Annotated in this window: 27 protein-coding genes; 12 read left to right on the plus strand and 15 right to left on the minus strand. The window is 64.4% G+C overall.

Annotated elements, in window-relative coordinates:
- Positions 1-3: 3 nt before the first annotated feature.
- Entirely contained in the window at positions 4-951 is a 948-nt protein-coding gene (locus ACN0TK_RS01290) for a cell division protein FtsX (RefSeq protein ID WP_417307620.1), read from the minus strand.
- Positions 944-1,603: a cell division ATP-binding protein FtsE gene (ftsE, locus tag ACN0TK_RS01295; RefSeq protein ID WP_417307621.1), complete on the minus strand. Its 660-nt coding sequence runs from the start codon at positions 1,601-1,603 to the stop codon at positions 944-946. Before ftsE ends, ACN0TK_RS01290 begins: the two co-directional genes overlap by 8 nt.
- 89 nt (positions 1,604-1,692) lie before the next feature.
- Between ftsE and ACN0TK_RS01300 the strand changes: the two genes are divergently transcribed.
- The 3 genes from ACN0TK_RS01300 (at position 1,693) to ACN0TK_RS01310 (ending at position 3,787) form a co-directional block, all read left to right on the plus strand.
- Positions 1,693-2,688: an MJ0042-type zinc finger domain-containing protein gene (locus ACN0TK_RS01300; protein WP_417307622.1), complete on the plus strand. Its 996-nt coding sequence runs from the start codon at positions 1,693-1,695 to the stop codon at positions 2,686-2,688.
- Positions 2,689-2,710: 22 nt separating this feature from the next.
- Entirely contained in the window at positions 2,711-3,118 is a 408-nt protein-coding gene (locus tag ACN0TK_RS01305) for a response regulator (RefSeq protein ID WP_417307623.1), read from the plus strand.
- A gap of 147 nt (positions 3,119-3,265) precedes the next feature.
- Positions 3,266-3,787 (plus strand): tetratricopeptide repeat protein, encoded by a 522-nt coding sequence (locus ACN0TK_RS01310; RefSeq protein ID WP_417307624.1) that lies wholly within the window; start codon positions 3,266-3,268, stop codon positions 3,785-3,787.
- 39 nt (positions 3,788-3,826) lie between these two features.
- On the opposite strand, the gene ACN0TK_RS01315 is transcribed toward ACN0TK_RS01310, so the two are convergent.
- The 4 genes from ACN0TK_RS01315 to lysA all read right to left on the minus strand — a co-directional run bounded on the left by ACN0TK_RS01315 (position 3,827) and on the right by lysA (position 8,067).
- Positions 3,827-4,090, minus strand: coding sequence for a hypothetical protein (locus ACN0TK_RS01315; protein WP_417307625.1), 264 nt, complete (start codon positions 4,088-4,090; stop codon positions 3,827-3,829).
- Positions 4,087-5,505 carry a type II and III secretion system protein family protein gene (locus tag ACN0TK_RS01320; protein ID WP_417307626.1) on the minus strand — a complete coding sequence of 473 codons (1,419 nt, stop codon included), beginning with the start codon at positions 5,503-5,505 and terminating at the stop codon, positions 4,087-4,089. The genes ACN0TK_RS01315 and ACN0TK_RS01320 overlap by 4 nt, the downstream gene beginning before the upstream one ends.
- 90 nt (positions 5,506-5,595) lie before the next feature.
- Positions 5,596-6,669 carry a Flp pilus assembly protein CpaB gene (gene cpaB / locus ACN0TK_RS01325; RefSeq protein ID WP_417307627.1) on the minus strand — a complete coding sequence of 358 codons (1,074 nt, stop codon included), beginning with the start codon at positions 6,667-6,669 and terminating at the stop codon, positions 5,596-5,598.
- A 141-nt stretch (positions 6,670-6,810) separates the two neighbouring features.
- Positions 6,811-8,067 carry a diaminopimelate decarboxylase gene (gene lysA, locus ACN0TK_RS01330; RefSeq protein ID WP_417307766.1) on the minus strand — a complete coding sequence of 419 codons (1,257 nt, stop codon included), beginning with the start codon at positions 8,065-8,067 and terminating at the stop codon, positions 6,811-6,813.
- Between the two features lie 67 nt (positions 8,068-8,134).
- Here lysA and ACN0TK_RS01335 point away from each other — a divergent pair, with 67 nt between their 5' ends.
- Positions 8,135-9,193, plus strand: a complete 1,059-nt coding sequence (locus ACN0TK_RS01335; protein WP_417307628.1) for a helix-turn-helix domain-containing protein — start codon at positions 8,135-8,137, stop codon at positions 9,191-9,193.
- A 478-nt stretch (positions 9,194-9,671) separates the two neighbouring features.
- Here the strand turns inward: ACN0TK_RS01335 and ACN0TK_RS01340 are convergent, their stop codons facing one another.
- Positions 9,672-10,373, minus strand: coding sequence for a gamma-glutamylcyclotransferase (locus ACN0TK_RS01340; RefSeq protein WP_417307629.1), 702 nt, complete (start codon positions 10,371-10,373; stop codon positions 9,672-9,674).
- 9 nt (positions 10,374-10,382) lie between these two features.
- The gene (argH, locus tag ACN0TK_RS01345) at positions 10,383-11,828 is read right to left on the minus strand and encodes an argininosuccinate lyase (RefSeq protein ID WP_417307630.1); all 1,446 of its coding nucleotides are present in this window, start codon (positions 11,826-11,828) and stop codon (positions 10,383-10,385) included.
- Positions 11,829-11,972: 144 nt separating this feature from the next.
- Here argH and ACN0TK_RS01350 point away from each other — a divergent pair, with 144 nt between their 5' ends.
- Both ACN0TK_RS01350 and ACN0TK_RS01355 read left to right on the plus strand, forming a co-directional pair.
- The gene (locus ACN0TK_RS01350; protein ID WP_417307631.1) at positions 11,973-12,524 is read left to right on the plus strand and encodes a TlpA family protein disulfide reductase; all 552 of its coding nucleotides are present in this window, start codon (positions 11,973-11,975) and stop codon (positions 12,522-12,524) included.
- Positions 12,524-13,411 carry a PfkB family carbohydrate kinase gene (locus ACN0TK_RS01355; protein WP_417307632.1) on the plus strand — a complete coding sequence of 296 codons (888 nt, stop codon included), beginning with the start codon at positions 12,524-12,526 and terminating at the stop codon, positions 13,409-13,411. The genes ACN0TK_RS01350 and ACN0TK_RS01355 overlap by 1 nt, the downstream gene beginning before the upstream one ends.
- A 320-nt stretch (positions 13,412-13,731) precedes the next feature.
- On the opposite strand, the gene ACN0TK_RS01360 is transcribed toward ACN0TK_RS01355, so the two are convergent.
- From ACN0TK_RS01360 to ACN0TK_RS01380, 5 genes are all read right to left on the minus strand, one after another.
- Positions 13,732-13,917 (minus strand): hypothetical protein, encoded by a 186-nt coding sequence (locus tag ACN0TK_RS01360; RefSeq protein ID WP_417307633.1) that lies wholly within the window; start codon positions 13,915-13,917, stop codon positions 13,732-13,734.
- 58 nt (positions 13,918-13,975) lie between these two features.
- Entirely contained in the window at positions 13,976-14,665 is a 690-nt protein-coding gene (locus ACN0TK_RS01365; RefSeq protein WP_417307634.1) for a rhomboid family intramembrane serine protease, read from the minus strand.
- A 4-nt stretch (positions 14,666-14,669) separates the two neighbouring features.
- The gene (locus ACN0TK_RS01370; RefSeq protein ID WP_417307635.1) at positions 14,670-15,254 is read right to left on the minus strand and encodes a cob(I)yrinic acid a,c-diamide adenosyltransferase; all 585 of its coding nucleotides are present in this window, start codon (positions 15,252-15,254) and stop codon (positions 14,670-14,672) included.
- 72 nt (positions 15,255-15,326) lie between these two features.
- The gene (locus ACN0TK_RS01375; protein WP_417307636.1) at positions 15,327-15,521 is read right to left on the minus strand and encodes a twin transmembrane helix small protein; all 195 of its coding nucleotides are present in this window, start codon (positions 15,519-15,521) and stop codon (positions 15,327-15,329) included.
- Positions 15,518-16,414 carry a LysR family transcriptional regulator gene (locus ACN0TK_RS01380; protein WP_417307637.1) on the minus strand — a complete coding sequence of 299 codons (897 nt, stop codon included), beginning with the start codon at positions 16,412-16,414 and terminating at the stop codon, positions 15,518-15,520. The genes ACN0TK_RS01375 and ACN0TK_RS01380 overlap by 4 nt, the downstream gene beginning before the upstream one ends.
- A 102-nt stretch (positions 16,415-16,516) precedes the next feature.
- Here ACN0TK_RS01380 and ACN0TK_RS01385 point away from each other — a divergent pair, with 102 nt between their 5' ends.
- The gene (locus ACN0TK_RS01385) at positions 16,517-17,482 is read left to right on the plus strand and encodes an NAD-dependent epimerase/dehydratase family protein (RefSeq protein ID WP_417307638.1); all 966 of its coding nucleotides are present in this window, start codon (positions 16,517-16,519) and stop codon (positions 17,480-17,482) included.
- Here the strand turns inward: ACN0TK_RS01385 and gluQRS are convergent.
- Complete coding sequence (gene gluQRS, locus ACN0TK_RS01390) at positions 17,479-18,342, minus strand: tRNA glutamyl-Q(34) synthetase GluQRS (RefSeq protein WP_417307639.1); 864 nt, start codon at positions 18,340-18,342, stop codon at positions 17,479-17,481. The genes ACN0TK_RS01385 and gluQRS overlap by 4 nt on opposite strands.
- Here gluQRS and ACN0TK_RS01395 point away from each other — a divergent pair.
- From ACN0TK_RS01395 to ACN0TK_RS01415, 5 genes are all read left to right on the plus strand, one after another.
- Positions 18,341-19,021, plus strand: a complete 681-nt coding sequence (locus ACN0TK_RS01395) for a DNA-3-methyladenine glycosylase family protein (RefSeq protein ID WP_417307640.1) — start codon at positions 18,341-18,343, stop codon at positions 19,019-19,021. The genes gluQRS and ACN0TK_RS01395 overlap by 2 nt on opposite strands.
- A complete protein-coding gene (locus ACN0TK_RS01400; RefSeq protein ID WP_417307641.1) occupies positions 19,018-19,671 on the plus strand; it encodes an alpha/beta hydrolase in 654 nt (217 codons plus the stop codon). Before ACN0TK_RS01395 ends, ACN0TK_RS01400 begins: the two co-directional genes overlap by 4 nt.
- Before the next feature lie 95 nt (positions 19,672-19,766).
- Positions 19,767-20,324 (plus strand): HNH endonuclease, encoded by a 558-nt coding sequence (locus ACN0TK_RS01405; protein ID WP_417307642.1) that lies wholly within the window; start codon positions 19,767-19,769, stop codon positions 20,322-20,324.
- Between the two features lie 59 nt (positions 20,325-20,383).
- Positions 20,384-20,647 (plus strand): type II toxin-antitoxin system ParD family antitoxin, encoded by a 264-nt coding sequence (locus tag ACN0TK_RS01410; protein ID WP_417307643.1) that lies wholly within the window; start codon positions 20,384-20,386, stop codon positions 20,645-20,647.
- Complete coding sequence (locus ACN0TK_RS01415; protein ID WP_417307767.1) at positions 20,637-20,945, plus strand: type II toxin-antitoxin system RelE/ParE family toxin; 309 nt, start codon at positions 20,637-20,639, stop codon at positions 20,943-20,945. Before ACN0TK_RS01410 ends, ACN0TK_RS01415 begins: the two co-directional genes overlap by 11 nt.
- Here ACN0TK_RS01415 and ACN0TK_RS01420 read toward each other — a convergent pair.
- On the minus strand, positions 20,942-21,469 hold the full coding sequence (locus tag ACN0TK_RS01420) for a disulfide bond formation protein B (RefSeq protein WP_417307644.1): 528 nt from the start codon (positions 21,467-21,469) through the stop codon (positions 20,942-20,944). The two genes, ACN0TK_RS01415 and ACN0TK_RS01420, sit on opposite strands and share 4 nt — an antisense overlap.

Here is a 21,469-nt window from a genome sequence, read left to right on the forward strand (position 1 = left end):
GGGTCAGGAGGTCTTTTGCAGGAAGCGGCGCACGGTCATGCGCGAGGTGATGGCGGTCACGGCAGCGATCACCGGAATCACCGCAAGAATGCCGAGCAGCCCGTCGAAGCCGAGGGCGAAGCGGCCGAACAACACGCCGAGCTGCTGGCTTGCCTCGTTGGGCACCACCGATCCGGCTGCGAGGCCAACCAGAAAGAAGAAGGCGATGGCCGCGACGCCGCCGACAATGCCGCCGCGAAAGCCAATGGTGAGGAAGCGGCCCTGGAATTCGCCGGCGATGAAGCTGTTCGAAGCGCCGACGAAATGCAGCACGTCGACGATCTCGCGGTTCGAGGACATGGTGCCGCGCGTTGCGAAGATGATGGCGAGGACGGTCGCGGCGACGATCAGCGCCAGTACCAGCAGACCGGAGGCGACGACCGTTCCGGCCATGACATTGAGCTGCTGGCGCCAGGCGGCGTGGGTGTCGAGACTGGCGCCTTCGATGGTTGCGATGTCGCTGGTGAGCTTGTCGAGATCGGTTTCTGCCGGGTCGCTGAGCTGCACCACCACGAGGCGGGGAATGTCGATGGCGCCGAGATCGACGCCGGCCCCGAGCCAGGGCTCGAGCAATTGCTGGTTTTCCTCCAGCGTCAGGGCGCGCGCATTGGCGACGCCAGGCGTCGCTTCGGCGAGGGCGACCGCAGTGCGCAGGTTGGACTCCATCACCTCGTCATCGACGGGGCGGAGCTGGATCGTCACCTCGCGGCCGACATCGGACGACCAGGCGAGCGCGGACTTCTGCACCAGCACCACGCCGCCCAGGGTTACCCCGGACAAAAAGGTCATGATGGCGATCAGCAGCACCAGGGTGCGGCCGGCCACCGAGCGTTCGGGAACGATCGCGGCATTGCGCTCACGGCTGGCAAAGCCGGGCATCGAGAGGCCCTTGGGCAAATGCAGATCAACCATCGAAGCTGACCTGCCCGTCGTTAAGCGTGATGCGGGGGAAGGGGAAATTGTCGAGCAGGGGCAGTTCGTGGGTCGCGAGAATGATCGTGGTGCCCATCTTGTTGAGCTCAGCGAACAGCCGCACCAGACGCAACGACAGTTCGGGGTCGACATTGCCGGTGGGTTCGTCGGCGAGAAGGATATCGGGACGGCCGATCACGGCGCGGGCAATCGCGGCGCGCTGCTTTTCACCGCCCGAGAGCACGGCGGGATGCGCATCGAGCCGCTCGCCCAGACCGACCCATTCGAGCAGTTCGGTGACATTGGCGCGATAGGCGCTTTCCGGTTCGCCCTGCACGCGCAGCGGCAGCGCGACGTTCTCATAGGTCGTCAGGTGGTCGAGCAGGCGAAACTCCTGGAACACGATGCCGATATGGCGGCGCATCTGCAGTAGCGCGTCCTGGTCGAGCGCCGAGGTGTCCTTGCCGAACAGCGTCACCCGGCCGCGCGTCGGGCGCAGCGACAGCAGCAGCAGCTTGAGCAACGACGTCTTGCCCGAGCCGGAGGGCCCGGTCAGGAAATGAAAAGACCCCGGCTCGATACGAAAGCTGAGATCCTTGAGGATCTCGGGGCCCTGTCCATAGCGCAAGCCAACCTTAGAAAACTCGATCACCGGCTGTGCCGCTCCGAATCAGTTCAGTCGCATCATAACAGCGGCTATGCCGCGTGCCCGGGCTTGTTCCCCACAAATCGAGCCAAATCTTGGTCACAAGCGCGATCTGTAGCCCAGTTTGCGCAAACTTAACTGACCGGTGCGTAGGGTCCGGCATGTCGAGCGCGCAACCGCAAACCATCGTGATCGAGTGTCCGCATTGCCGGACCCGCTATCAGGTGCCTCCCGATACCGTCGGGAAGGACGGCCGCAAGGTCGCGTGCGCGCATTGCAGCAAGACCTGGACAGCGCGCGCGCTGCCGCCGGCCCAACCAGCAGCATCACCGGATGACGAGGAAGACCTCGACGCCGAGTTCATGACGGAAGAGGAAAAAGCTCTGGCCGCGCTACCGCCGCGGCTGCGCCAGATGCTGCCCAAGGGTGAAAAGCCCTCAGCGGAGATGCTGCGCACCATTGCAGAAATCCAGTCGGCCATCGGTGGCAAGCCGGAGGATGCAACAGATGACGCGACGGATGCGGAACCTGCCGAAGCGCCCGCGAAAAACGCGGCTGCTGCGGCGCGGGCGCGGATGCGCAAATCGCTCCGGGCGTTTGCGCGACGCCAGCGCCTCGTTGCCAAACGACTGCCGGCCGCGCGGGTCCGGCGCGTGGCGCGCGTCGTCTCGCTCAGCACGCTGGCGCTGGTGCTTGTGACGCTCTTCGCCTTCCGCGCGCCGATCGTCGGCGCCGTGCCGGACATGGCGGCGCTCTATGCCGCGGTCGGACTGAAGGTGAACGTGGTGGGACTCGAATTTTCCGACGTCAAAACCCTCATCAGCCGGCGCGATGGCGTCAACCTGATCGAGGTCGACGCCAAGATCAATTCCATTGCCGACCGGGCGACCCCGGTGCCGGCGATGGTGGTTACACTGATGGACGAGGCCGGGGGCGAATTGTATCAATGGAGCGTCCTGCCTCGGGTCGGCGAACTGGAACCAGGCGAAAGCCTGCCAGTTAGTACCGAACTGTCCGGTCCGCCGCTCGCCGCCGCGTCGGTCCATCTGAGTTTTGCCAAGGGTGCGATTCCGCCCCGAAACCCGACCTGACGACGATAGCGTGGACAAAGACATGGCTCGTATCCTGATTGCCGAAGACGATGACGCAGTGCGCTCCTTTGTGGCGCGGGCCCTGGGGCTTGCCGGCCATGAAGTGGTCGAGGCGGAAGATGGCGGTCTCGCAGCCGAGATCATGGCCGAGGAAGATGGCCGGTTCGACCTGCTGCTCAGCGACATCAAGATGCCGGTGATGGATGGCATCGCGCTGGCACTGTCGGTTGGTGCCTCGCACCCAGATGTCACCATCATGCTGATGACCGCCTTTGCCGAACAGCGCGAACGCGCGCATGGGCTCGATGCGCTGATCTATGACGTCATCCCCAAGCCCTTCACGCTCGCGGGGCTGATGGAAAAGGTCGAGGACGCCTTGGCCGGCAAGCCTGTCGAGATCATTCCGCTGGCCCGCCGGGCGCTGGGCTGAAGAACAGCGCAGGCCGGCGGTAACCGGCTGTTAGCCATGAATGCGGGCCGTTACGCGCCGTTTACCAAAGCTCCGGCCGGATTGGCATAGACTTCTCTCCGTGGACGACGGGCGCCCGAAGTGGCGTCTTTTCTGGGGCAGAAGCGTATGACCAAAGTTCTTTCACGCACTCTCGGACTCGGTGCCGTGCTGGTGGTTGGGGCCGTTGCAATCAGCGGCTGTAGCAGCGGCTTCGGCGGGCTGAGCACCTATGGCAACAACAAGGTTACGGTGGCCGAGGTCTCCAATATCGAGACCTATACCGCCGACGGGGCCTTGGCCGAGGCGCGCCACCATTTCCGAAATGCCAATTACGGCTACTCGGCAGCCTTTTACAAACGCGCGGTCGAGATGTCGCCAAAGAATGCCGATGCCTATGTCGGGCTCAGCGCATCCTATGACCAGCTTGGCCGGTTTGACCTGTCAGACCGGGTCTATGCGACGCTGTACGAGCTCAAGGGCGGCACGGCGCAGTACTACAACAATGTCGGCTATTCCTACATGCTGCGCGGCAATTTCAACCAGGCGCTGGTGAACTTCCGCAAGGCGAAGGCGCTTGAGCCGAACAATCTGGTCGTCGCCAACAACATGCAGCTGCTGGCCAATGCCGCAGCGCAAAACCGCGCCTGACGGCCAAGCCGGGCGGCCGTTAGCCTGACCGGCCTCCGACTAGGGGACCGGGGTCGTTGTGGTCGGCGGCGCATCGTCTTCGCCTTGCCCGACGACAGCGCCGTTCTTGCCAAGCCCATCGGTGCGATACATCGAGTCCTTCGACGGATCTGTGGTCTGCGCCTCGAGATTGGCCTTGACCGCGTCACCGGCGTTGTAGCTCACGCGGTCGGTGCGCTGGGTGTAATCGTATATGCAGCCGCCGAGCAGCAGCAGCAGGCCGCCGGCAAGCGTTACCGTGGTCATGCGGCGGAACGGGCTCATTTGTCACCTCGCGGGGCCACGTCGATAATATGGCCGAAGGGACCGGCAACGCCGGCACCGGTGCGGATCGACTGCACCATCTTGGGGGTGACCTCCATCTGCCCGAGGGCGAAGAACTCGGCGTCATTGGCCGGGCGGGTCGCATCGAGCGGCGTCGCCAGAACCTGGCCCGGCACCGCCGGTTGCACCAGGCGGGGGGTGACGATCACCACCAGTTCGGTGTCGCGCTTCTGGTAGCTCGAGGATTTGAATAGCGAGCCGAGAATGGGCACGTCGCCGATCCACGGCAGTTGGTCCTGGCTCAGGCCGACCTCGTTTTGCAGCAGACCGGCGACGGCAAAGCTCTGGCCATCGCGCAGTTCGACCGTGGCATCGAGATTGCGGGTATTGAAGATCGGGTCGCCGGCGGTCGTATAGCCATTGATGCCGCTGACTTCGGGCGTCAGGTGGATCTGGATGCGGTCGCCTTCCATCACGACTGGCGTGAAGACCAGCCGCACGCCGAAATCGCGATAGTCGAGCGCCACGGTGTTCTCGTCGGTACGGGTGCGCACCGGCACCTGCCCACCGGCGAGGAAGCTCGCCTTGACGCCGGAAAGTGTCGTCAGGTTCGGCTCGGCCAGGGTGCGGATCAGCTGCTTGGTCTCGAGCGCATTGATGATCGCCGAGATGTTCACGCCGCCGCCGGCGATGACGCTGGTGATAAAGGAGGAGAACGAGCCGGCATTGGCCGAGGGCCGGTTCGGATCGGTGGAGCCAATCGAGGCGGAGAAGCCGTTGCCGCTGCCGGTCCAGCGCAGGCCGAGCTCGCGGCCGGCATCGCGCTGAGCTTCCAAGATGCGCACCTCAAGATTGACCTGTTGTCCGCCGGTCACCGTCATGGTGTTGATCACGGCGGGGCTGCCGTACTGGTCGACGATCTGCAGCACCTTTTGCATGGCGTCTGCATCGGCCACGGTGCCGCCGACGCGGATACGACCGTTGACGGTCGAGACGGTCACCTTGGAGTTGGGCACTGCGGCGCGGATCGAGCGCGCCATGTCCGAGGTGTCGACTCCCACTTCGACGGCCAGCAGCCCAACGGGTGCACCTTCGATCGAAAACAGGTTCACGGTGGTCGTGCCGAAGCCGCGGCCGACCAGATAAAGCGAGCGATCGGTGATCGGCTGGGCCTCAGCAATCGAGGGGTCGGCCGAAACGATTTTGCCAACCGGGCCGGACACCACGACCGTCACGGCCTGCGAGACCGGCAGGTTGATGCGCATCACCGAGGTCGTTCTGAGATCGTACTCTACCGTCTGCGCTGCGGCCGGCAGGCTGGCGAGCAACAGCATCAGCCCGCTCAGAACGCAAAGCGTCCAGTGCCGGATCTGGCGCGCGAAAGATGCTGCGAAAATAGTGGAGGGAGCCGTCACGTTCGTCGCCTTGCCAGAGAATCCGCTGCGGGGTCATTATTTGAGGGTTTGGTCAACGGCCCCTTAACAGGCGACCGCTGCAATCGACTGTCAGTTGGTCCAGAACGGGCTGGTCATGCGAATGCGCTGGTTGGCGGTCTGCTCCGAGAGCCGCGGCACCGTCGCCTCCGTCGCGGCGGGGCGCAGCACCAGCGACAGCCGTCCGCTGGTCACGGCGCTGGTCACCATCTCGGACTGCTCGGGGTCGAGCTCCAGCGTGGCGATGGCCGTGTTGTAGAACAGGTCCTGACGCGGTCCCTCCGCATCGGCCTGTGCCGGGACGGGTTGCAGGTCGTCCCCTTCCATCCCCGGCTGAGCGCTACGGTTGCCGGCAGGCTGGGCGCTGAGCCGGTCGTTGATCGCCAGCACACGCACATTGCGCAGAATTGTCTCGGACACCGAGCGGGTTTCGCTGCCGCGGGTCAGGATCACGTCGACGCGGTCGAGCGGCACGATGAAGCCGCCGGAGGCCGATTGCGCAGCCACTTCCACGGATACAGCGCGCATGTTCTCGCTCAGGACCGAGGCGAGATAGCTTGACCCTTCGTCCAGCAGTTTTTGCGGCAAAATGGGTTCGCCGGCATAGAACGGCTGGCGGACCAGGGTACCGGACACCTGCTCGATCGCCTCAGGGGCGGTAACTTCGGTGATGAATTCGGCGCGCACGGCGGCCTCGGGCCAGTCTTCCCAGCCAAGCGAGGCCTGCGACAGGCGCTGGCCGATGCCTACAGTATTGCGGGCAACGAGCACGCGCGTCATCGGTTCGTGAATGACGGTCGGGGGCGGCGCTTCAACGGGTGCAGGGGCGGGCGGGGCCGGTTGCGGCTGCAGCGACAAAAAGGCCGCAAGGCCCGCGGCGACGACGGCGATACCGACCATGGCGAGGCGCAGGCGGCTATAGCCACCGCGCAGACTGATGCGGTCGCGCAGCCCACCGAAACGATTGTCTTCGACCTGCGAGATGACGGCCTGCAGCGCCTCGGTGCGCAGCTGATCCATGCCGCGCCGCTCGGTCTTGCGCCTGTCGGCAATGGGACGGGCGCTGGCGGGTGCGGGCGGCAGCGAGGACTCGTCTGGCGCTTCGGCTTCTGCCGGAAACGCGATGGTTTCGACGCGACGGAGCAAGTCATGCCTCTTGCTGATGCGAACAGGGTCATGGCTACAGGGCCACGCTCGTCACACTACGCAGCAAGCGTCACTGACGGGTTTCAAGCCGGATGCAAAACTGGTCTCAGGCTCAACGCCGCGTTAACCGTGAGATCAGTGTCAGAGCCAGTCGGGCACGCTGTCGAGGCCGATCAGGGCGTCGACGGACAGCCGCGGGCGAATGACGTGCCAGCGCGCGCCATCGACCAGCACTTCGGGCACCAGCGGCCGCGAGTTGTACGTCGAGGCCATCACCGCGCCATAGGCACCGGCGCTCATAATGGCCAGCAGGTCGCCTTCCTTGACGCCTTCGATCTGCCGGTCCTGGGCGATGAAGTCGCCCGTTTCGCAGACCGGACCGACGATATCGGCGGTGATGCGCGGCAGGTTGGAATGCAACACGGGCTCGATGTCGTGATGCGCCTCGTACAGCGTCGGCCGCAGCAGATCGTTCATCGCGGCATCGACGATGACGAAGGTCTTGCCGCCTTCCTTCACATATTCGACGCGGGTGACCAGAATTCCGGCATTGCCGGCGATCAACCGGCCCGGCTCGAGCACCAGCGAAATGCCGAGCGGAGCAATGTGCTTGCGCACGATTTCGGCATAGGCCAGCGGATCCGGCGGTGCGGTTTCGTCGAGATGGTAGGGAATGCCAAGTCCGCCGCCGACATCGGCGTGACGAATGTCATGGCCGGCGTCGCGCAGTTCGCGGATCAGCTCGGCGAGCAGCGCGAAGGCGCTGTCGAAGGGCTGCATCGCGGTGATCTGGCTACCGATATGCATGTCGACGCCGACGGCGCGAACGCCGGGCAGGGCGGCGATACGGGCATAGACCTCGCGGGCCCTTGCAAAAGGAATACCGAACTTGTTCTCGGCCTTGCCGGTCGAGATCTTGGCATGGGTGCCGGCATCGACGTCCGGGTTGATGCGCACCGAGACCGGCGCGGTCATCCCCATGGACACCGCGACATCGCTCAGCCGCTCGAGTTCCGGCTCGCTTTCGAGGTTGAAGCAGTGGATGCCGAGTTCGAGCGCCCGGCGCATTTCCGCGAAAGTCTTGCCGACGCCGGAAAAGACGATCCGCTGGGCGGGAATGCCCGCGGCAATGGCGCGCTCCAGTTCACCCCCCGAGACCACGTCGGCACCTGCGCCCTCGCGGGCCAGCAAGGTCAGCACGGCCTGGTTGGAATTGGCCTTCATCGCATAGGCCAGCAGCGTGTTGATGCCCGAAAACGCCTCGCGCATCACGCGCACATGGCGGCGCAAAGTGGCGGCCGAATAGACATAAAACGGCGTGCCAACCTTGCCAGCGAGTTCGGTCAGATCGACGTCCTCGGCAAACAGCCGGTCATCGCGTCGCTGGAAAAAATGCACCACGTGAAGTCCCCTGCGGTAGGCGCCGCCGTGGCGCGCCGCACCCAATAGGGGAAAAGCCGGTGCAATGGAAGCCGACCGGACCTGTGTCAATTGTCACCCGGGCATGCCACTACCTAGAATAACCAGTCAGGTTTTAGTCAAAGTGCACGCACCCTTGTATCCGCCGACCCCCAGTCTGTCTGTCGATCTGGTGCCCCTGGCGCTACTGGCCTCCGGTCTCGCACCATTGCTGTGTCTGCTGGTGGTTTGGCGCACCGGGCGCTCGCCGGCCCATCTTTTCTGGTGGGCGGGCGGCGGCGTGCTGCTTTCGCTGTCATTGACCTTGCTCGCCTGGCGTGAAGCGATCCCTGCAGTTTCAGTGCCCGTCGGCAACGTCGGCATGATCGTCAGCTATGCCTTCCTGTCGTCCAGCGTAAGGGTGGTCCAGCGTCGCTCGGTGGTGCCTGATTTCTGGCTAGCAGCTATCCTGAGCGTCTTGTTCCTTGCGGTTTATCTGAGCGGTGGCACATTCGAACACCGGGTCGCAGCCTCGACACTTGCAACTCTCGTCTTCGGCGTCCGCATGGTGCCGTTCTTCTTCAAGAGGGCGCGCCAGGGGCACATGTGGGCCACCGTCACGCTTGGCGCGCTGCTGTTCGTAGATCTCGGTGCACTCCTGCGCGGTCTGATCGCCCTGCTCCCCATCGATGGAGATGGTGCGCTTTACGTGATTGCCGTTGTCGTCGGCACGTTTTCGGCCCTGGGTATCGCGCTGACGAGCCTGTGGATGACGCTGTCGATATTCCGCCCACAGTTGCAGGCAGGGCAGGATGTGGCACCGGTTTCAGCCACGTGGGCGCTTGATCGCGAGAATGGCATGCTGGTCCTGCCGGACAATCAGAAGCTCAAACTCACCGGCAGTGAGTTGCAGATCCTGCAAAAGCTGTTCGAAGGGGGCGAGGAGCCAGTCTCGCGCGCCGTCCTCAACCTCGCCATCGGGCGCAGCGAGGAAGACCTCAAGGACCGCAGCATCGACATCCTGATTTCGAGGCTGCGGCGCAAGAGCGGCAAGGCTGGTACGCCGCTGCCGATCGTGTCGGTGCGTGGTCGCGGCTACGTGTTTCACGGCGAAGTTGCAGCCTGATCGTTCGCGGATCTGCGGCAAGGTCCGGCGATGATCCTGTCGCGGTTGAGTTCGCGCCAGTGTCGCAGGAAATGAAGCAGCAGTTGCAGGTGGCGGTCAGTACCGCACCGATGCCCAGACCTTCGGTCCGGTTGATCTGACAACACCCCCCAGCGTTGCCAGCAGCAGCATTAGTAGACGCAAGCTTCAAACCGATGCAGACAACCGACACCGGTTCGACGGCTGCGTCCCGTAAGTCGCCATCTCAAAAAGACGACGCCCGACGGAAAGACCCTAAGGCGCGCATCCGGAGGCAACCACTGCTTCAATACCATTTTCGGCGTCACCGGCGCTGAGTACCAGCCGTTGAAGTGTTGCAAATCGTTGCAATTATCGAAGAAATCGAACGATTTCCGCTATTTGGATGGGGGTGAAGGTCGGATCGCGGCGAAACGGGCGGTCGCGAGTCGCGGCAATCCAAACCCCCTTTCCCCCTCAATCAGGCATTGCGGGTGTGTGTTGCCGAGTCTATTCGCGCTGCGATCAGCTTTTGCAGCGACCACAGGTTGCGGTCGTGAATGCCGAGGTCTTCCAGCTTGCTGATCGTGGCGAAAACGTACTCCGCCATCGAGCCGCGCCAGCCGCTGGCGATGGCCAGCCGGTCGGCCCGCTGGTCGAGAGACAGCCCGCCGACATAGCGCGCATTGCGCCGGTCGATGACGAAGGTCAGTGCCTTGAGCGGACCGGTTTCGGTGGCAACGGTAACCCAGCGGCCCGGGAAGGCATTGGGGATCACACTCATCTCGCGGCGAATGAGCTTGTCCATGTTCTCGCGGATGCGATCCTGCGGCAGCCGATAGGCGACGCCGCGACAGGCGCCGCCGCGATCGAGGCAGAGCATCAGGCCGGGCTGGGCCGGATTGCCGCGATAGCGCTCGTCGTGCAGGCAGAAATTGCGGTGCCAGCCGCGCGCTACGGCAATGCGCTGATCGTCGAATTCGGTCGCCGGGTTCCAGATCAGCGAGCCATAGGCAAAGATCCAGAACTCGCCGTCTGGGGCGCCGGCCATCAGATGGTCGACGGCCGCGTCGTAATCCGCATCGGTCGCGGGTCGCGTGCCGGCGTAGTTCGCCGGGCCCGGGTCACCGATCACCGGCACCCGGGCGACATGGTCTGCTGTAAGATGCAGGCGCCGCGCCATGACCGGAGGCTAGGCCCCGCCGTCACCATGTCCGTGCTTGCGCTTCTTGCCGATGGCGACCGGCTCGGTCTTTTCGCCGGTGAGCCGTTCGCGCCAGCGCGCGGCCTGGAATGCCACCTGCGCCGGGGCGGTGCCGCCATAGCTCGCGCGTGCCGCCACCGAGGCCTCGACGGTCAGCACCTTGTGGATACGGCTGTCGAGCCGCTGATCGACGAGTTTGAAATCCTCGATGGTCAGGCCTTCGAGGCCCACGCCCTTCTGTTCGGCGAGCGCAACGATCTGTCCGGTGATGTGATGGGCGTCGCGGAACGGGATATTCACCTCGCGCACCAGCCAGTCGGCGACATCGGTCGCGGTCGAATAGCCGGCGGTGGCGCTTTCGCGCATGCGGTCGGGTACAGCCACCAGATCGGAGACCATGCCGGTCATCGCCGCCAGCGACAGGCTGAGGCTGTCGAGGGCGTCGAAGGCGACTTCCTTGTCTTCCTGCATGTCCTTGGAATAGGCGAGCGGCAGGCCCTTCATGACGATCATCAGCGAGGTCAGGGCGCCCATGATGCGGCCGATCTTAGCGCGGATCAGCTCGGCGGCGTCCGGATTGCGCTTTTGCGGCATGATCGAGGAGCCGGTGGTGAACTTGTCGCTGAGCTTGACGAAGCCGAACTGGGCCGAGCTCCAGATCACCAGTTCCTCTGAAAACCGGCTCAGGTGCATGGCGCAGATCGAGGCGGCCGCCAGTGTCTCCAGCACGAAGTCGCGATCCGACACCGAGTCCAGCGAGTTGGCGGTCGGCCGGTCGAAGCCCAGCGCTTTCGCTGTCATGTCGCGGTCGATCGGATAGGGCGTGCCGGCGAGTGCGGCAGCGCCGAGCGGGCTTTCGTTGAGGCGCTTGCGGGCATCCTCGAGGCGCGAAAAGTCGCGGCCGAGCATTTCGACCCAGGCCAGCAGATGGTGGCCGAAGGTCACCGGCTGGGCATTCTGCAGATGGGTGAAGCCGGGCATGATGGTTTCGACATGCTCTTCGGCGCGGGTCACCAGCGCCAGCTGCAGCGTCTTCAGCTGCGCCAGCAGCGTGTCGATGGCATCGCGGACATAGAGCCGGAAATCGGTGGCCACCTGGTCGTTGCGGCTGCGCGCAGTGTGCAGGCGCCCGGCGGCGTCGCCGATCAGCTCGCGCAGCCGGCTTTCGACATTCATGTGAATGTCTTCGAGCGCGCGCGAGAACGTGAACGTGTTTGTGTCGATCTCTTTCTGAACGGCCTCTAGACCGGAGATGATCTGGTCGCGGTCGGCTTCGGTCAGAATGCCGGTCTCGGCCAGCATTCGGGCATGAGCGATTGACCCGGCCACGTCCTGTTTGTAGAGCCGCTGGTCATAGCCGATGGAGGCGTTGATCTCTTCCATGATGGCGTCGGGGCCGGAGGCGAAGCGACCGCCCCACATGCTATTGCTCATAATGTCTCCCAGCTTCAGACCCAGGTTTCGTCAATGACCCAATCGAGTCCCGAACCGCGTCCGCGCAGCCCTGTTCCCCGCCCCGTGATCGGGGCCGTGGTCGTTGCGGGCGTAGCTCTAGCCATTGGGTTCGGGCTTGGCAACTTGCCCGCGGCACAGGCCACCCAATGCGTCGCGCAGCCCGAACGGGCGCGGGCCATCGATCTGGCCGCGGTCGGTCATCTTGCCGCGCTCAACGGCACCGCTACCGGCCGCGGCTATGCCGATATGGCGTTTGCCGATGCGGACGGGGCGCAGACGACGATCGGCGATTTTGCCGGCAAGGCGCTGCTGGTCAATTTCTGGGCCAGCTGGTGCGTGCCGTGCCGCGCCGAGATGCCGGCGCTCGACGCGCTGGCGACCGAGCTCAACTCCGATGATTTCATGGTGCTGCCGGTCAATCTCGATATCGGCGAGGGCGGGCTCGAAAAGGCCAAGGCGTTTCTCGACGAAGGCGGCTTCCAGAACCTGCCGCTGTACGCGGATTCGAGCTTTGCGGCCTTTGAGCGGCTGAAGAACGAGGCCGTGGCAATCGGCCTGCCGGCGACGCTGCTGCTCGATGCCGATGGGTGCGAGCTCGCGGTGCTGCAGGGACCGGCGGAATGGGACACGGACGAGGGCCGGGCGGTGATCGCCGCTTTGACCGGCGGCGCGTGATGCCCAAGATCCTCTGCGTCGGCGCGCTGGCGATGGATACGATCTTCCGGCTCGATCGCCTGCCGGATGCGCCGGGCAAGGTCATCCCGCTCGATGCGGTTGAGGTCGCTGAAGGCATGGCCGCGGCGCAGGCGACGACGATCACGCGGCTGGGCGGTCAGGCGGCGCTGTGGGCATCGATCGGCGATGACCCGATCGGGGCGCGGCTGGTCAGCCAGATTTCTGGTGAAGGCGTCGATTGCGGCGAGATCCGCACGGTGCCTGGCGCGCCCTCCGGGTTTGCCTCCATCCTGATGGAAGCGGGCGGCAATACGATCATTGTACCGCGCTATGACCCGGCGCTGACATCGACGCCTGAGATCGTGCCGGCGCTCGATGGGTTTGATGCGGTGATGGTCGATGTGCGCTGGCCGGCAGCGGCGCAGCTGGCGCTCACCGCTGCCCGCGACGCCGGGATCTTCGGTATTCTGGACGCCGACATGGCCCCCCGCGATCTGCTCGAACACCTGGTGCCGCTCGCCAGTCATATCGTTGCCTCGGAAGGCGCGGCCAAACTGCTGACCGGCACCGACAGCCCCAAGGCGGCTGCAGCGGCGCTGGGCGACAGCCAGCAGGCATTCGTCGCGGTGACGGCGGGCGCCGAAGGGTGCTGGTGGCTGGATGCGGGGCAGGTGCGGCATACGCCGGCGCCACAGGTCGCGGCAATCGATACGCTGGCGGCAGGCGACGTGTTTCACGGTGCCTTCGCGCTGGGGCTCACCGAGGGCTGGTCCATGGCGGAGATTATCCGCTTTTCGTCTGCTGCCGCAGCGCTCAAATGCACGCGGTTCGGCGGCCGGCTGGGCGCGCCGACGCGTGCGGAGGTTTCAGCATTTCTTGAAGCCTGAGGCGCGGACGTCTCAGGCGGATTTGTCTACCTTCAGCCCCTGGCCCTCGGGGGGCGGGGGCGGGCGGGTGACCGCCTCGGGTGCATTGACTGTCGACTGTTGACGCTCGTTGCGCTGTTTCAGCAATTCGAGCATCGACGACTGTTGCGTCGAGACTGAGCGGCCAGCTGCCAGTGATGTCGTCAGGTCTGTGCTCATGGGCACAGGCTAGACCCGCAGCCGTAAAGCAAAGCCAACGCGAACCGCTGCGATGCGATTCAACTGAAACTGAAATTGTCGGAGGCGTCTGCGGTGAAACGCGTGGGCGTGTTCGCCGGCGATCAGGCCGACTTGTCGACCTTCAGGCCCTGGCCGTCGGGCGCCGGCGCGGAACGGGCGACCGCGTCGATCATATTGACAATCGACTGTTCCATTTCGGCGTTCATCTTGACGACGGCCGTAGCGATCGACTGCTGGGTCGATACGGATTTGGAGACAGCGAGAGCGGTGTTGAGATCAGCGTTCATGGCCTCACACTAGCTGGCGAATATGAACGAAAACTTGTCCTGGGTTGCTGGAATTGCCTCAACGGCCGCCAAACAGGGCCACCTGGCGGCGTTTCAGCGGCACGCAGAGCAGGGCGCCAGCGACGATGCCACCCAGATGTGCCCACCAGGCGATGTCGCTTTCGCCGGCAGTCACCGCGTAGAAAACTTGGGTGGCGATCCACACCCCGACCATCCACAGCGCTGGGATCGGCAGTGGCACCGGGATCACCAGGCGGAAGAGCACATAGACCCGCGCGTGCGGGTAGAGCACCAGATAGGCGCCCATGACGCCTGCCACCGCGCCGGAGGCCCCGATCACCCAGCCGGTGCCGCCGGACATGGCGACGAAGGCGAGGCCCGACAGTACCGCACAGGCGAGGTAGAAGATCAGAAATTTCACATGGCCCAGAGCGTCTTCGACGTTGTCGCCGAAGACCCACAGGAACAGCATGTTCGAGCCGAGATGCAGCCAGTCGGCATGCAGGAACGCATAGGTGATCAGCGTCAGTTGGTCGGGCAGTCCCGGCAACTGGTCGAACTCGCCCGGATGCGCCAGCAGGTAGGGCGCCGTGGCATAGCGGATGGCGAATTCGTCGAAGGCCGTCGGGCTGCCGGTCTGGGTCAGTTGCACCAGAAAGACCAGCACATTGATGGCGATCAGGCTGTAGCTGACGAAGGGAAAGGCCACATGGCGGATCGGGTTCCGGTCATGCAGCGGCAGGAACATGCGCTCAGCCCAGGTCCTGATGCTTGCCGGGCTCCCACAGCACGTCGTGCTCGCCATTGCCATTGGCCACGCGGGCCAGCACGAACAGCATGTCACTGAGCCGGTTGAGATAGACCAGCGCCGCCGGATTGACGTCGGGCTCGGCATTGATCAGCTCGACCAGCTGCCGCTCGGCGCGGCGCACCACGGTGCGGGCCAGATGCAACGCCACGGCCAGCGGCGTGCCGCCGGGCAGCACGAAGCTGGTCAGGGGTTTGAGGTTGGCGTTGAAGGTGTCGATCTGCTCTTCCAGCCAGTCCGCCTGCGCCGTGGTGACGCGCAGTACCGCCTGCCCGCCTTCTGGGTCGGGACCGGGGGTCGCCAGATCGGAACCGAGGTCGAACAGGTCGTTCTGGATGCGGCTGAACAGCCGGTCGAGCTTGGGCATGGAAATAGTGCTCAACCGGGCCATGCCGATGAAGCTGTTGGCTTCGTCGACCGTGCCGTAGCACTCGACCCGCAGGTCGAACTTCATGCGCCGCGGACCGCGCACGAGTCCCGTCGTTCCGTCGTCACCCGTGCGGGTGTAAATCTTGTTCAGCTTGACCATTGGATATCCCGAATCTGGCCGTGAGGCTGCGGTTTCACGGGCCTGCGGTCAAGTGCGTATCAACAGGTGGGTTCAGGTGCCGCGGCCGAAGAAATAGAGCGCGCCAAGGATCACCACCAGCGCCACACCCTGGGCGATGACGCGGGCCCGCATCAGCATCTGACTGCGATTGCCGTCGCCGCCCTTGAACATGTTCCACAGGCCCAGAAACAGAATGACCGCCACGACGGCGAGGGCGATGACGGTGACGACGGTGGTGACGTTCATGGCGGTGTTTCCGATAGGTAGCGGGCCAGGCCTTCGCCGAGCCGGTCGTAGATGGCGCGAATGCGCCGGCTGGTGAACAGTTCCCGGTGCGTGGTGAGCCAGACCTCGAGCGGGGGTGGACGAAAATTGCCCAGGAGCACCACCATTCCCGGGGTGCGCCTGACCAGGCCCAACTGGGCAAAACCGACGCCGAGGCCGGCCTTGGTCAGCTCCCACATGTTGGTCTGACTGTCGGAGCGCAAGGCGAAATCGTCACGCGCGAGCTTATACCCCATCTGCGCTGCGACCGAAATCAACAGTTCGGCACGATCAAAGCCGATCAGGTCATGCGCGGTCAGGTCATCCGGCGACTGCGGCCGGCCGCGCCTGGCAATATAGCGCTCATGGGCGCAGGCGACGATAGGAATGTCGCCGATATGGCGGGTGATCAGTTCGAGCTGGGTCGGGCGGAACATGCGCACGGCGATATCGGCTTCACGCAGCAAGAGGTTTTCCGACGTGTCGGAAGGGATCACATCCAGCGCCACCTGCGGAAAGGCCTCCCGGATGTCGGCGAGGAGTTCGGGCAGCACATAGTTGCAGGTGACGGTGCTCGCGGTGATCCGCACGCTGCCGGTCAGCGTGGCGCTGCTGCCCTCGGCAATCATGCCGGCCTCGCTGAGCGCCTGACGGGCGAGCTTGACCGGCTCGTAGAGGCGCAGGGCCGTGTCGGTCGGGCGCAGCCCGGTCAGCGTGCGTTCGAACAGTACCGCATCGAGCTGGTGTTCCAGCGCGTCGATGTGGCGCCCGAGCGTCGGTTGGCTCAGGCCGAGGGCGCGGGCCGCCGCGGACAGCGAGCCGTGATCGACAACGGCGCCAAAGCTGCGCCACAGCGCCCAATCGGGATCCGGCATCTCTCGGCCCTATACGTAATTGAATGGCATGTAGTCGTTTCTGGTCAATCGCAATACGTCAGAGTGGGGGCTAGCTTCAAGTCATCAACACGGAGCTTTGCTATGACCGATCCTGTCACCCCACGTCGCCGCATCATCATCCTCGGTATCAACGGCCATGTCGGCCACCATGCCGCCGTCGCCTTCCATAAGGCTGGTTGGGAGGTCACCGGTTTCGGACGGACCAATCGCCACCCCATTCCGGGCGTTCATTTCATCGCCGGCGATGCCGATGACGTTAAAGCCATGCGCGCCGCAATCGGCGATATCGATGTCGTGTTCAATGGGCTCAACCTGCCCTATGCGGCATGGGACAAAGGCCGCATGGAGGCGCAGAACGAGCGGGTCATTGCCGCAATGGGCCGTAGCGGCAAGACGCTGCTGTTTCCCGGCAATGTCTACAATTATGCCGCCAGCGACCGGCTGATGACGCCGGACCTGCCGCAGCACCCGCAGACGCCGCGCGGTGAAATCCGCAAGCGGGTCGAGGCCATGTATGCGGCTACCGCACAGCGCGGCGACATGCAGGTGCTCGTGTTGCGGGCCGGCGATTTCTTTGGTCCCGACAGCACCGGCGACTGGTTCGACCTGATCATGCTGCGCGAGGCGAACAAGCGCAAACTGGCGCTGCTCGGTGCACCGGGCGTCAGCCATCAATGGGCCTATCTGCCCGATCTGGCGCGGGCCTTCGTGTCCCTGACCGAATCCCGCGCCGAGCTGGGGCGCTACGAAACCTTCCACTTCGGCGGCCATTTCGTCACGCCCGAGGTCATGGGTGAAGCGATTGTTGCGGCGTCCCCCGTGCCGCTGAAGACCTCGTTTTTCCCGCGCGTCCTGATCACGCTGATGGGGCTGGTCGATCCGACCATGCGCGAGGTCGCGAAGATGGGTTACCTGTGGGACCATCCGATGGAGTTGCGCGATCCGCGGCTCGACGCTCTGCTCGGGCTGGATTTTGCGACGCCGCTCCCCGAGGCGGTCCGCGCGACGGCGATGCCGTTCTTTGCCGAACAGCAGCTCGCTGCCTAAAACCCCACCTGCGCCCGCACTTCTGCCGCCGTCATGCCCGCCTGTCTCAGGCTGCGCAATGACGGCGCGCTGCGCGACTTGGCGAGCTTGGTGTCATTTTCGTCGCGGATCAGATCGTGATGCGCATAGATCGGGTGCGGCAGGCCGAGCAGGGCCTGCAATTGCACCTGCACATCGGTCGCCCGGTAGAGGTCCATCCCCCGGGTGACGTGCGAGACCTGCTGGGCCGCATCGTCCACCACCACGCTGAGGTGATAGCTCGTCGGCGTGTCCTTGCGCCGCACCACCACATCGCCCCAGTCGAGCGGCCGGGCCGGGCGGGTCTGGAGGTCATCCATCACCAGTTCGCCCGCGACATGCCTGAAGGTCCTGAACTCGCGGATCTCGAGGTCCGGCGCAGCGGCGATGGCGCGTTTCATCGCAAGCCGCCAGACGCAGGGCTCACCCGCGGCGATGCGCTTGAGCGCCACTTCGTCGGGAAAGTGCCGACAGGTCCCGGGATAGATCGGAGCGCCGTCTGGGTCGGTGCCGTTTGCGGATGCGGCCACCTGGGCCCGCGAGCAGAAGCAGGCGTAAAGCAGGCCATCCCTGAGCAGCCGCGAGGCGGCGCTTTCGTAGATGTCGAAGCGTTCGGACTGATGCAGCACCGCGCCGGACCAGCCCACACCCAGCCATTCGAGGTCCTCGAGGATGGCGTCGCGAAATTCGGGTTTACTGCGCGCAATATCGATGTCTTCGATGCGCAGCAGCATCTTGCCGCCAAGCTGGCGGGCGGCGGCGGCAGTCATCAAGGCAGAATAGGCGTGTCCCAGATGTAGCAGGCCGTTCGGACTGGGCGCGAAGCGAAGAACCGGGATCATGAGCGTGACGATATCTCAGATGGAGGGCGGAGCAACGGTAGAATTGCTTGATTCCGCCTACGTACTGACCCGGCATGTTGACGCGCTGCTGGTGCTCGATCCGGCGCTGGCCACGGTGCATGAACAGGCGGGGTCATTCGAGATCCGCACGGCGGAACCCGGTTTCGCCGGTCTGGCGCGTATCGTCACCGGCCAGCAGCTGTCGACAGCCAGTGCCGCAGCGATCTGGGGTCGGGTCGCCGCGCTCGAAGGGGCACTGACGCCGGAAGGCTATCTGCAACTGAGCGAAGCGGAGATCCGCGCTGCGGGCTTCTCCGACTTCAAATATCGCACCGTGCGCGGCATCGCCGAAGCGCTGGTCGGCGGCGATTTCGCCTTTTCCGAACTCGACGGGCTTGATGCCGACAGCGCCATCGCGACCCTCACCCGCCTCAAAGGCATCGGTCCATGGACGGCCGAGCTCTATTTGATGTTCTCGGCGGCACATCCCGATGTGTTCCCCGCCGGCGACCTCGCGCTACAATGGGCCGTCGCCTGGGCTGACGGTGACACGGTGCGGCCCAGTGCCAGGGCCCTCAAGACACGCGCCGAACGCTGGGCACCCTATCGGTCGGCTGCAGCGCTGCTGTTCTGGCGCTACTATCGGGCCGTTCGCAAAAAAGAAGGATTGCTGATTTGACCACCACGCTCTCGGGACCGGCGATTGCGCCGCGCAATGGCGAGGCGCCGAAACGGATCGTCGTCTTGCTGCATGGCTATGGCAGTGACGGCCGCGATCTCATCGCGCTGGGGCAGCACTGGGCCGGTGATATGGACGAGACCCTGTTCGTGGCGCCGAACGCGCCGGCACCGTGCGCGATCAATCCGGGCGGTTACGAGTGGTTTCCGCTATCGGGTGACCGGATTGCCGGACGCATCGCCGGGACCGAACAGGCGGCCCCGGTGATCCGGGACTTTCTGGCGGCGCTGTGGGAGCAGACCGGGCTCGGTCCGGAGCAGACGGTGCTCGTCGGCTTCTCTCAGGGGGCGATGATGGCGCTCAATGTCGGTACCGCAATGGACAAGCGGCTCAAGGGTATCATCGCGTTTTCAGGTGCGTTCATTCCCGCGCCGGATTTTGCCGATGGCAAATTCGCCAAGCCGCCCGTGCTGCTGGTGCATGGTGATAGCGACGAGGTGGTCGACCCGCAGCTCAGCCACGATGCAGAAGCCGAGCTCAAGGCGGCGGGCTTCGATGTGTCGCTGCATGTGTCTGCGGGCACCGGGCACGGCATTTCACCGGACGGCCTGGCCGTGGCCACCGCTTTTCTGCTCGGACAGGGCGTCTGATCTAACTTCGATATTCATGCTTCACAGGGGTGTCATAGTCAGCATACAGTATTGGTGATCATGACTGGCGAAGATTCCTGTTTCGGGGGCACCCAGTGACAGTCCATGTGTCACCAGAATCGTGCCCTGCATTGGTGCTGAATGCCGATTTCCGGCCGCTCAGCTATTATCCGCTGTCACTGTGGTCCTGGCAGGACGCCATCAAGGCCATCTGCCTGGACCGGGTGAACGTGGTCTCCAACTATGACCGCCTGGTCAAGAGTCCCAGCTTCGAGATGTTCCTGCCCAGCGTGGTGTCGCTGAAGGACTACGTACGTCCGGCACGGCATCCGGCTTTCACCCGCTTCAACGTCTTTCTGCGCGACCGCTTTCAATGCCAATATTGCGGGTCGAAGGAGGATCTGACCTTCGACCACGTCATTCCGCGCTCGAAGGGTGGGCTGACCACCTGGGAGAATGTCGTTGCGGCCTGCGCACCGTGCAACCTCCGCAAGGGCAACCGCATGCCCCGGGAAATCAAGATGATCCCGCACCAGACGCCCTATCAGCCGAGCGTGCATGACCTGCACAACAATGGCCGGGCCTTTCCGCCCAACCATCTGCACCAGAGCTGGATCGATTACCTGTACTGGGATATCGAGCTCGAGCCCTGAGCCTTTACCACCACGTGTCCAATAACTATTATTGGATGGCGGCAAGAGGAGCTGGAGCCATGGCAATCAGTGCTGATCTGGGCAAGACGCTCGAGGCGGTCGTCGACGATCTGGTCGCCAATGGCCGCTATAATTCCAAGAGCGAAGTGCTGCGCGAAGGCGTCCGGCTGGTGCAGGAGCGCGAGGCGGCGCTGGCCGAACTGATGGCGAAGCTGGACGAGGGCCTCGCCGACGTCGACGCCGGGCGCACGGTTCCACTGGAGGATGTCGTGACAGAGCTTCGCGCGCAGCTCGAGTCTACTCGTCCCGATGATGCGGCGTAGCGTCGAGGTCTCCCAAGCGGCCCGTCAGGACCTCATCGATACAATCGCCTATCTGACGGCTGAGAACTGGCGGGCTGCCCAGTCCGTGGAAGCGCGCCTGACGTCTGCCATGGCCGAACTTGCTTCACGGGCAGAGCAGTTTCCTGTGGTCGCGGATCGCGCTTCGCGTGGGATATGCCGCCGCGTGGTGGGCAGCTACAATATTTTTTACGAGATCAGAGGCGCGCGAGTCGTCATTCTGCGCGTCTTGCATGGCGCGCGGGATGCCAGCCGACTAATGGACGGGGACGAAGATTAGGTGCGCCGTCCCTTGGCCAGCGCCCAACCGAGCAGGGCGACGATTACGATCGAAATCAGCGCATTGTAGCCCGCCAGCGAAATGCCGAGAAAACGGAACTGCACCATGTCGCAGGGGATGACCCGGACATTGTCCATGTTCATCAGATCCTCGAAGGCGACCTCGGTACCCGTGCCGGTGCAGGCGGTCGGGCCGGGCCAGAAGCCCCATTCGACACCCGCATGGTACCCGCCCATCCAGGTGCTCCACAGAAAGATCGCAATGCCGAGCCCGAGACCGATCATCCACACGGTGCGCGGCAGGCGGGTCCACATCAGCAGCACGAGCGCCAGAACGGGCAGGCCCCAGTAGTAGGCCAGACGCTGTTCAAGGCAGAGTTCGCAGGGGACGAGGCCGAAGATCAGCTGGCTGCCCCAGGCGCCGAGAATTGTCGCAAGACCGAGCAGAAATCCCGCAGCCGTGGCGCGGAAACCCGGGTCGCTGGTCACGGAACCGGCGGTGGTGGAAGGCGTATTGGTGACCAT

Source organism: Devosia sp., from assembly GCF_048261455.1.
In the GTDB taxonomy this organism is placed as follows: Bacteria; Pseudomonadota; Alphaproteobacteria; order Rhizobiales; family Devosiaceae; genus Devosia_A.

Coding starts and splice junctions, on each gene's coding strand:
- ACN0TK_RS01290 (WP_417307620.1), bottom strand. CDS start 951: ATGGTTGATCTGCATTTGCCCAAGGGCCTCTCGATGCCCGGCTTTGCC.
- ACN0TK_RS01305 (WP_417307623.1), top strand. CDS start 2,711: ATGGCTCGTATCCTGATTGCCGAAGACGATGACGCAGTGCGCTCCTTT.
- ACN0TK_RS01310 (WP_417307624.1), top strand. CDS start 3,266: ATGACCAAAGTTCTTTCACGCACTCTCGGACTCGGTGCCGTGCTGGTG.
- ACN0TK_RS01315 (WP_417307625.1), bottom strand. CDS start 4,090: ATGAGCCCGTTCCGCCGCATGACCACGGTAACGCTTGCCGGCGGCCTG.
- ACN0TK_RS01335 (WP_417307628.1), top strand. CDS start 8,135: ATGGAAGCCGACCGGACCTGTGTCAATTGTCACCCGGGCATGCCACTA.
- ACN0TK_RS01340 (WP_417307629.1), bottom strand. CDS start 10,373: ATGGCGCGGCGCCTGCATCTTACAGCAGACCATGTCGCCCGGGTGCCG.
- argH (WP_417307630.1), bottom strand. CDS start 11,828: ATGAGCAATAGCATGTGGGGCGGTCGCTTCGCCTCCGGCCCCGACGCC.
- ACN0TK_RS01355 (WP_417307632.1), top strand. CDS start 12,524: ATGCCCAAGATCCTCTGCGTCGGCGCGCTGGCGATGGATACGATCTTC.
- ACN0TK_RS01360 (WP_417307633.1), bottom strand. CDS start 13,917: ATGAACGCTGATCTCAACACCGCTCTCGCTGTCTCCAAATCCGTATCG.
- ACN0TK_RS01365 (WP_417307634.1), bottom strand. CDS start 14,665: ATGTTCCTGCCGCTGCATGACCGGAACCCGATCCGCCATGTGGCCTTT.
- ACN0TK_RS01370 (WP_417307635.1), bottom strand. CDS start 15,254: ATGGTCAAGCTGAACAAGATTTACACCCGCACGGGTGACGACGGAACG.
- ACN0TK_RS01375 (WP_417307636.1), bottom strand. CDS start 15,521: ATGAACGTCACCACCGTCGTCACCGTCATCGCCCTCGCCGTCGTGGCG.
- ACN0TK_RS01380 (WP_417307637.1), bottom strand. CDS start 16,414: ATGCCGGATCCCGATTGGGCGCTGTGGCGCAGCTTTGGCGCCGTTGTC.
- ACN0TK_RS01385 (WP_417307638.1), top strand. CDS start 16,517: ATGACCGATCCTGTCACCCCACGTCGCCGCATCATCATCCTCGGTATC.
- ACN0TK_RS01395 (WP_417307640.1), top strand. CDS start 18,341: ATGAGCGTGACGATATCTCAGATGGAGGGCGGAGCAACGGTAGAATTG.
- gluQRS (WP_417307639.1), bottom strand. CDS start 18,342: ATGATCCCGGTTCTTCGCTTCGCGCCCAGTCCGAACGGCCTGCTACAT.
- ACN0TK_RS01410 (WP_417307643.1), top strand. CDS start 20,384: ATGGCAATCAGTGCTGATCTGGGCAAGACGCTCGAGGCGGTCGTCGAC.
- ACN0TK_RS01415 (WP_417307767.1), top strand. CDS start 20,637: ATGCGGCGTAGCGTCGAGGTCTCCCAAGCGGCCCGTCAGGACCTCATC.
- ACN0TK_RS01420 (WP_417307644.1), bottom strand. CDS start 21,469: ATGGTCACCAATACGCCTTCCACCACCGCCGGTTCCGTGACCAGCGAC.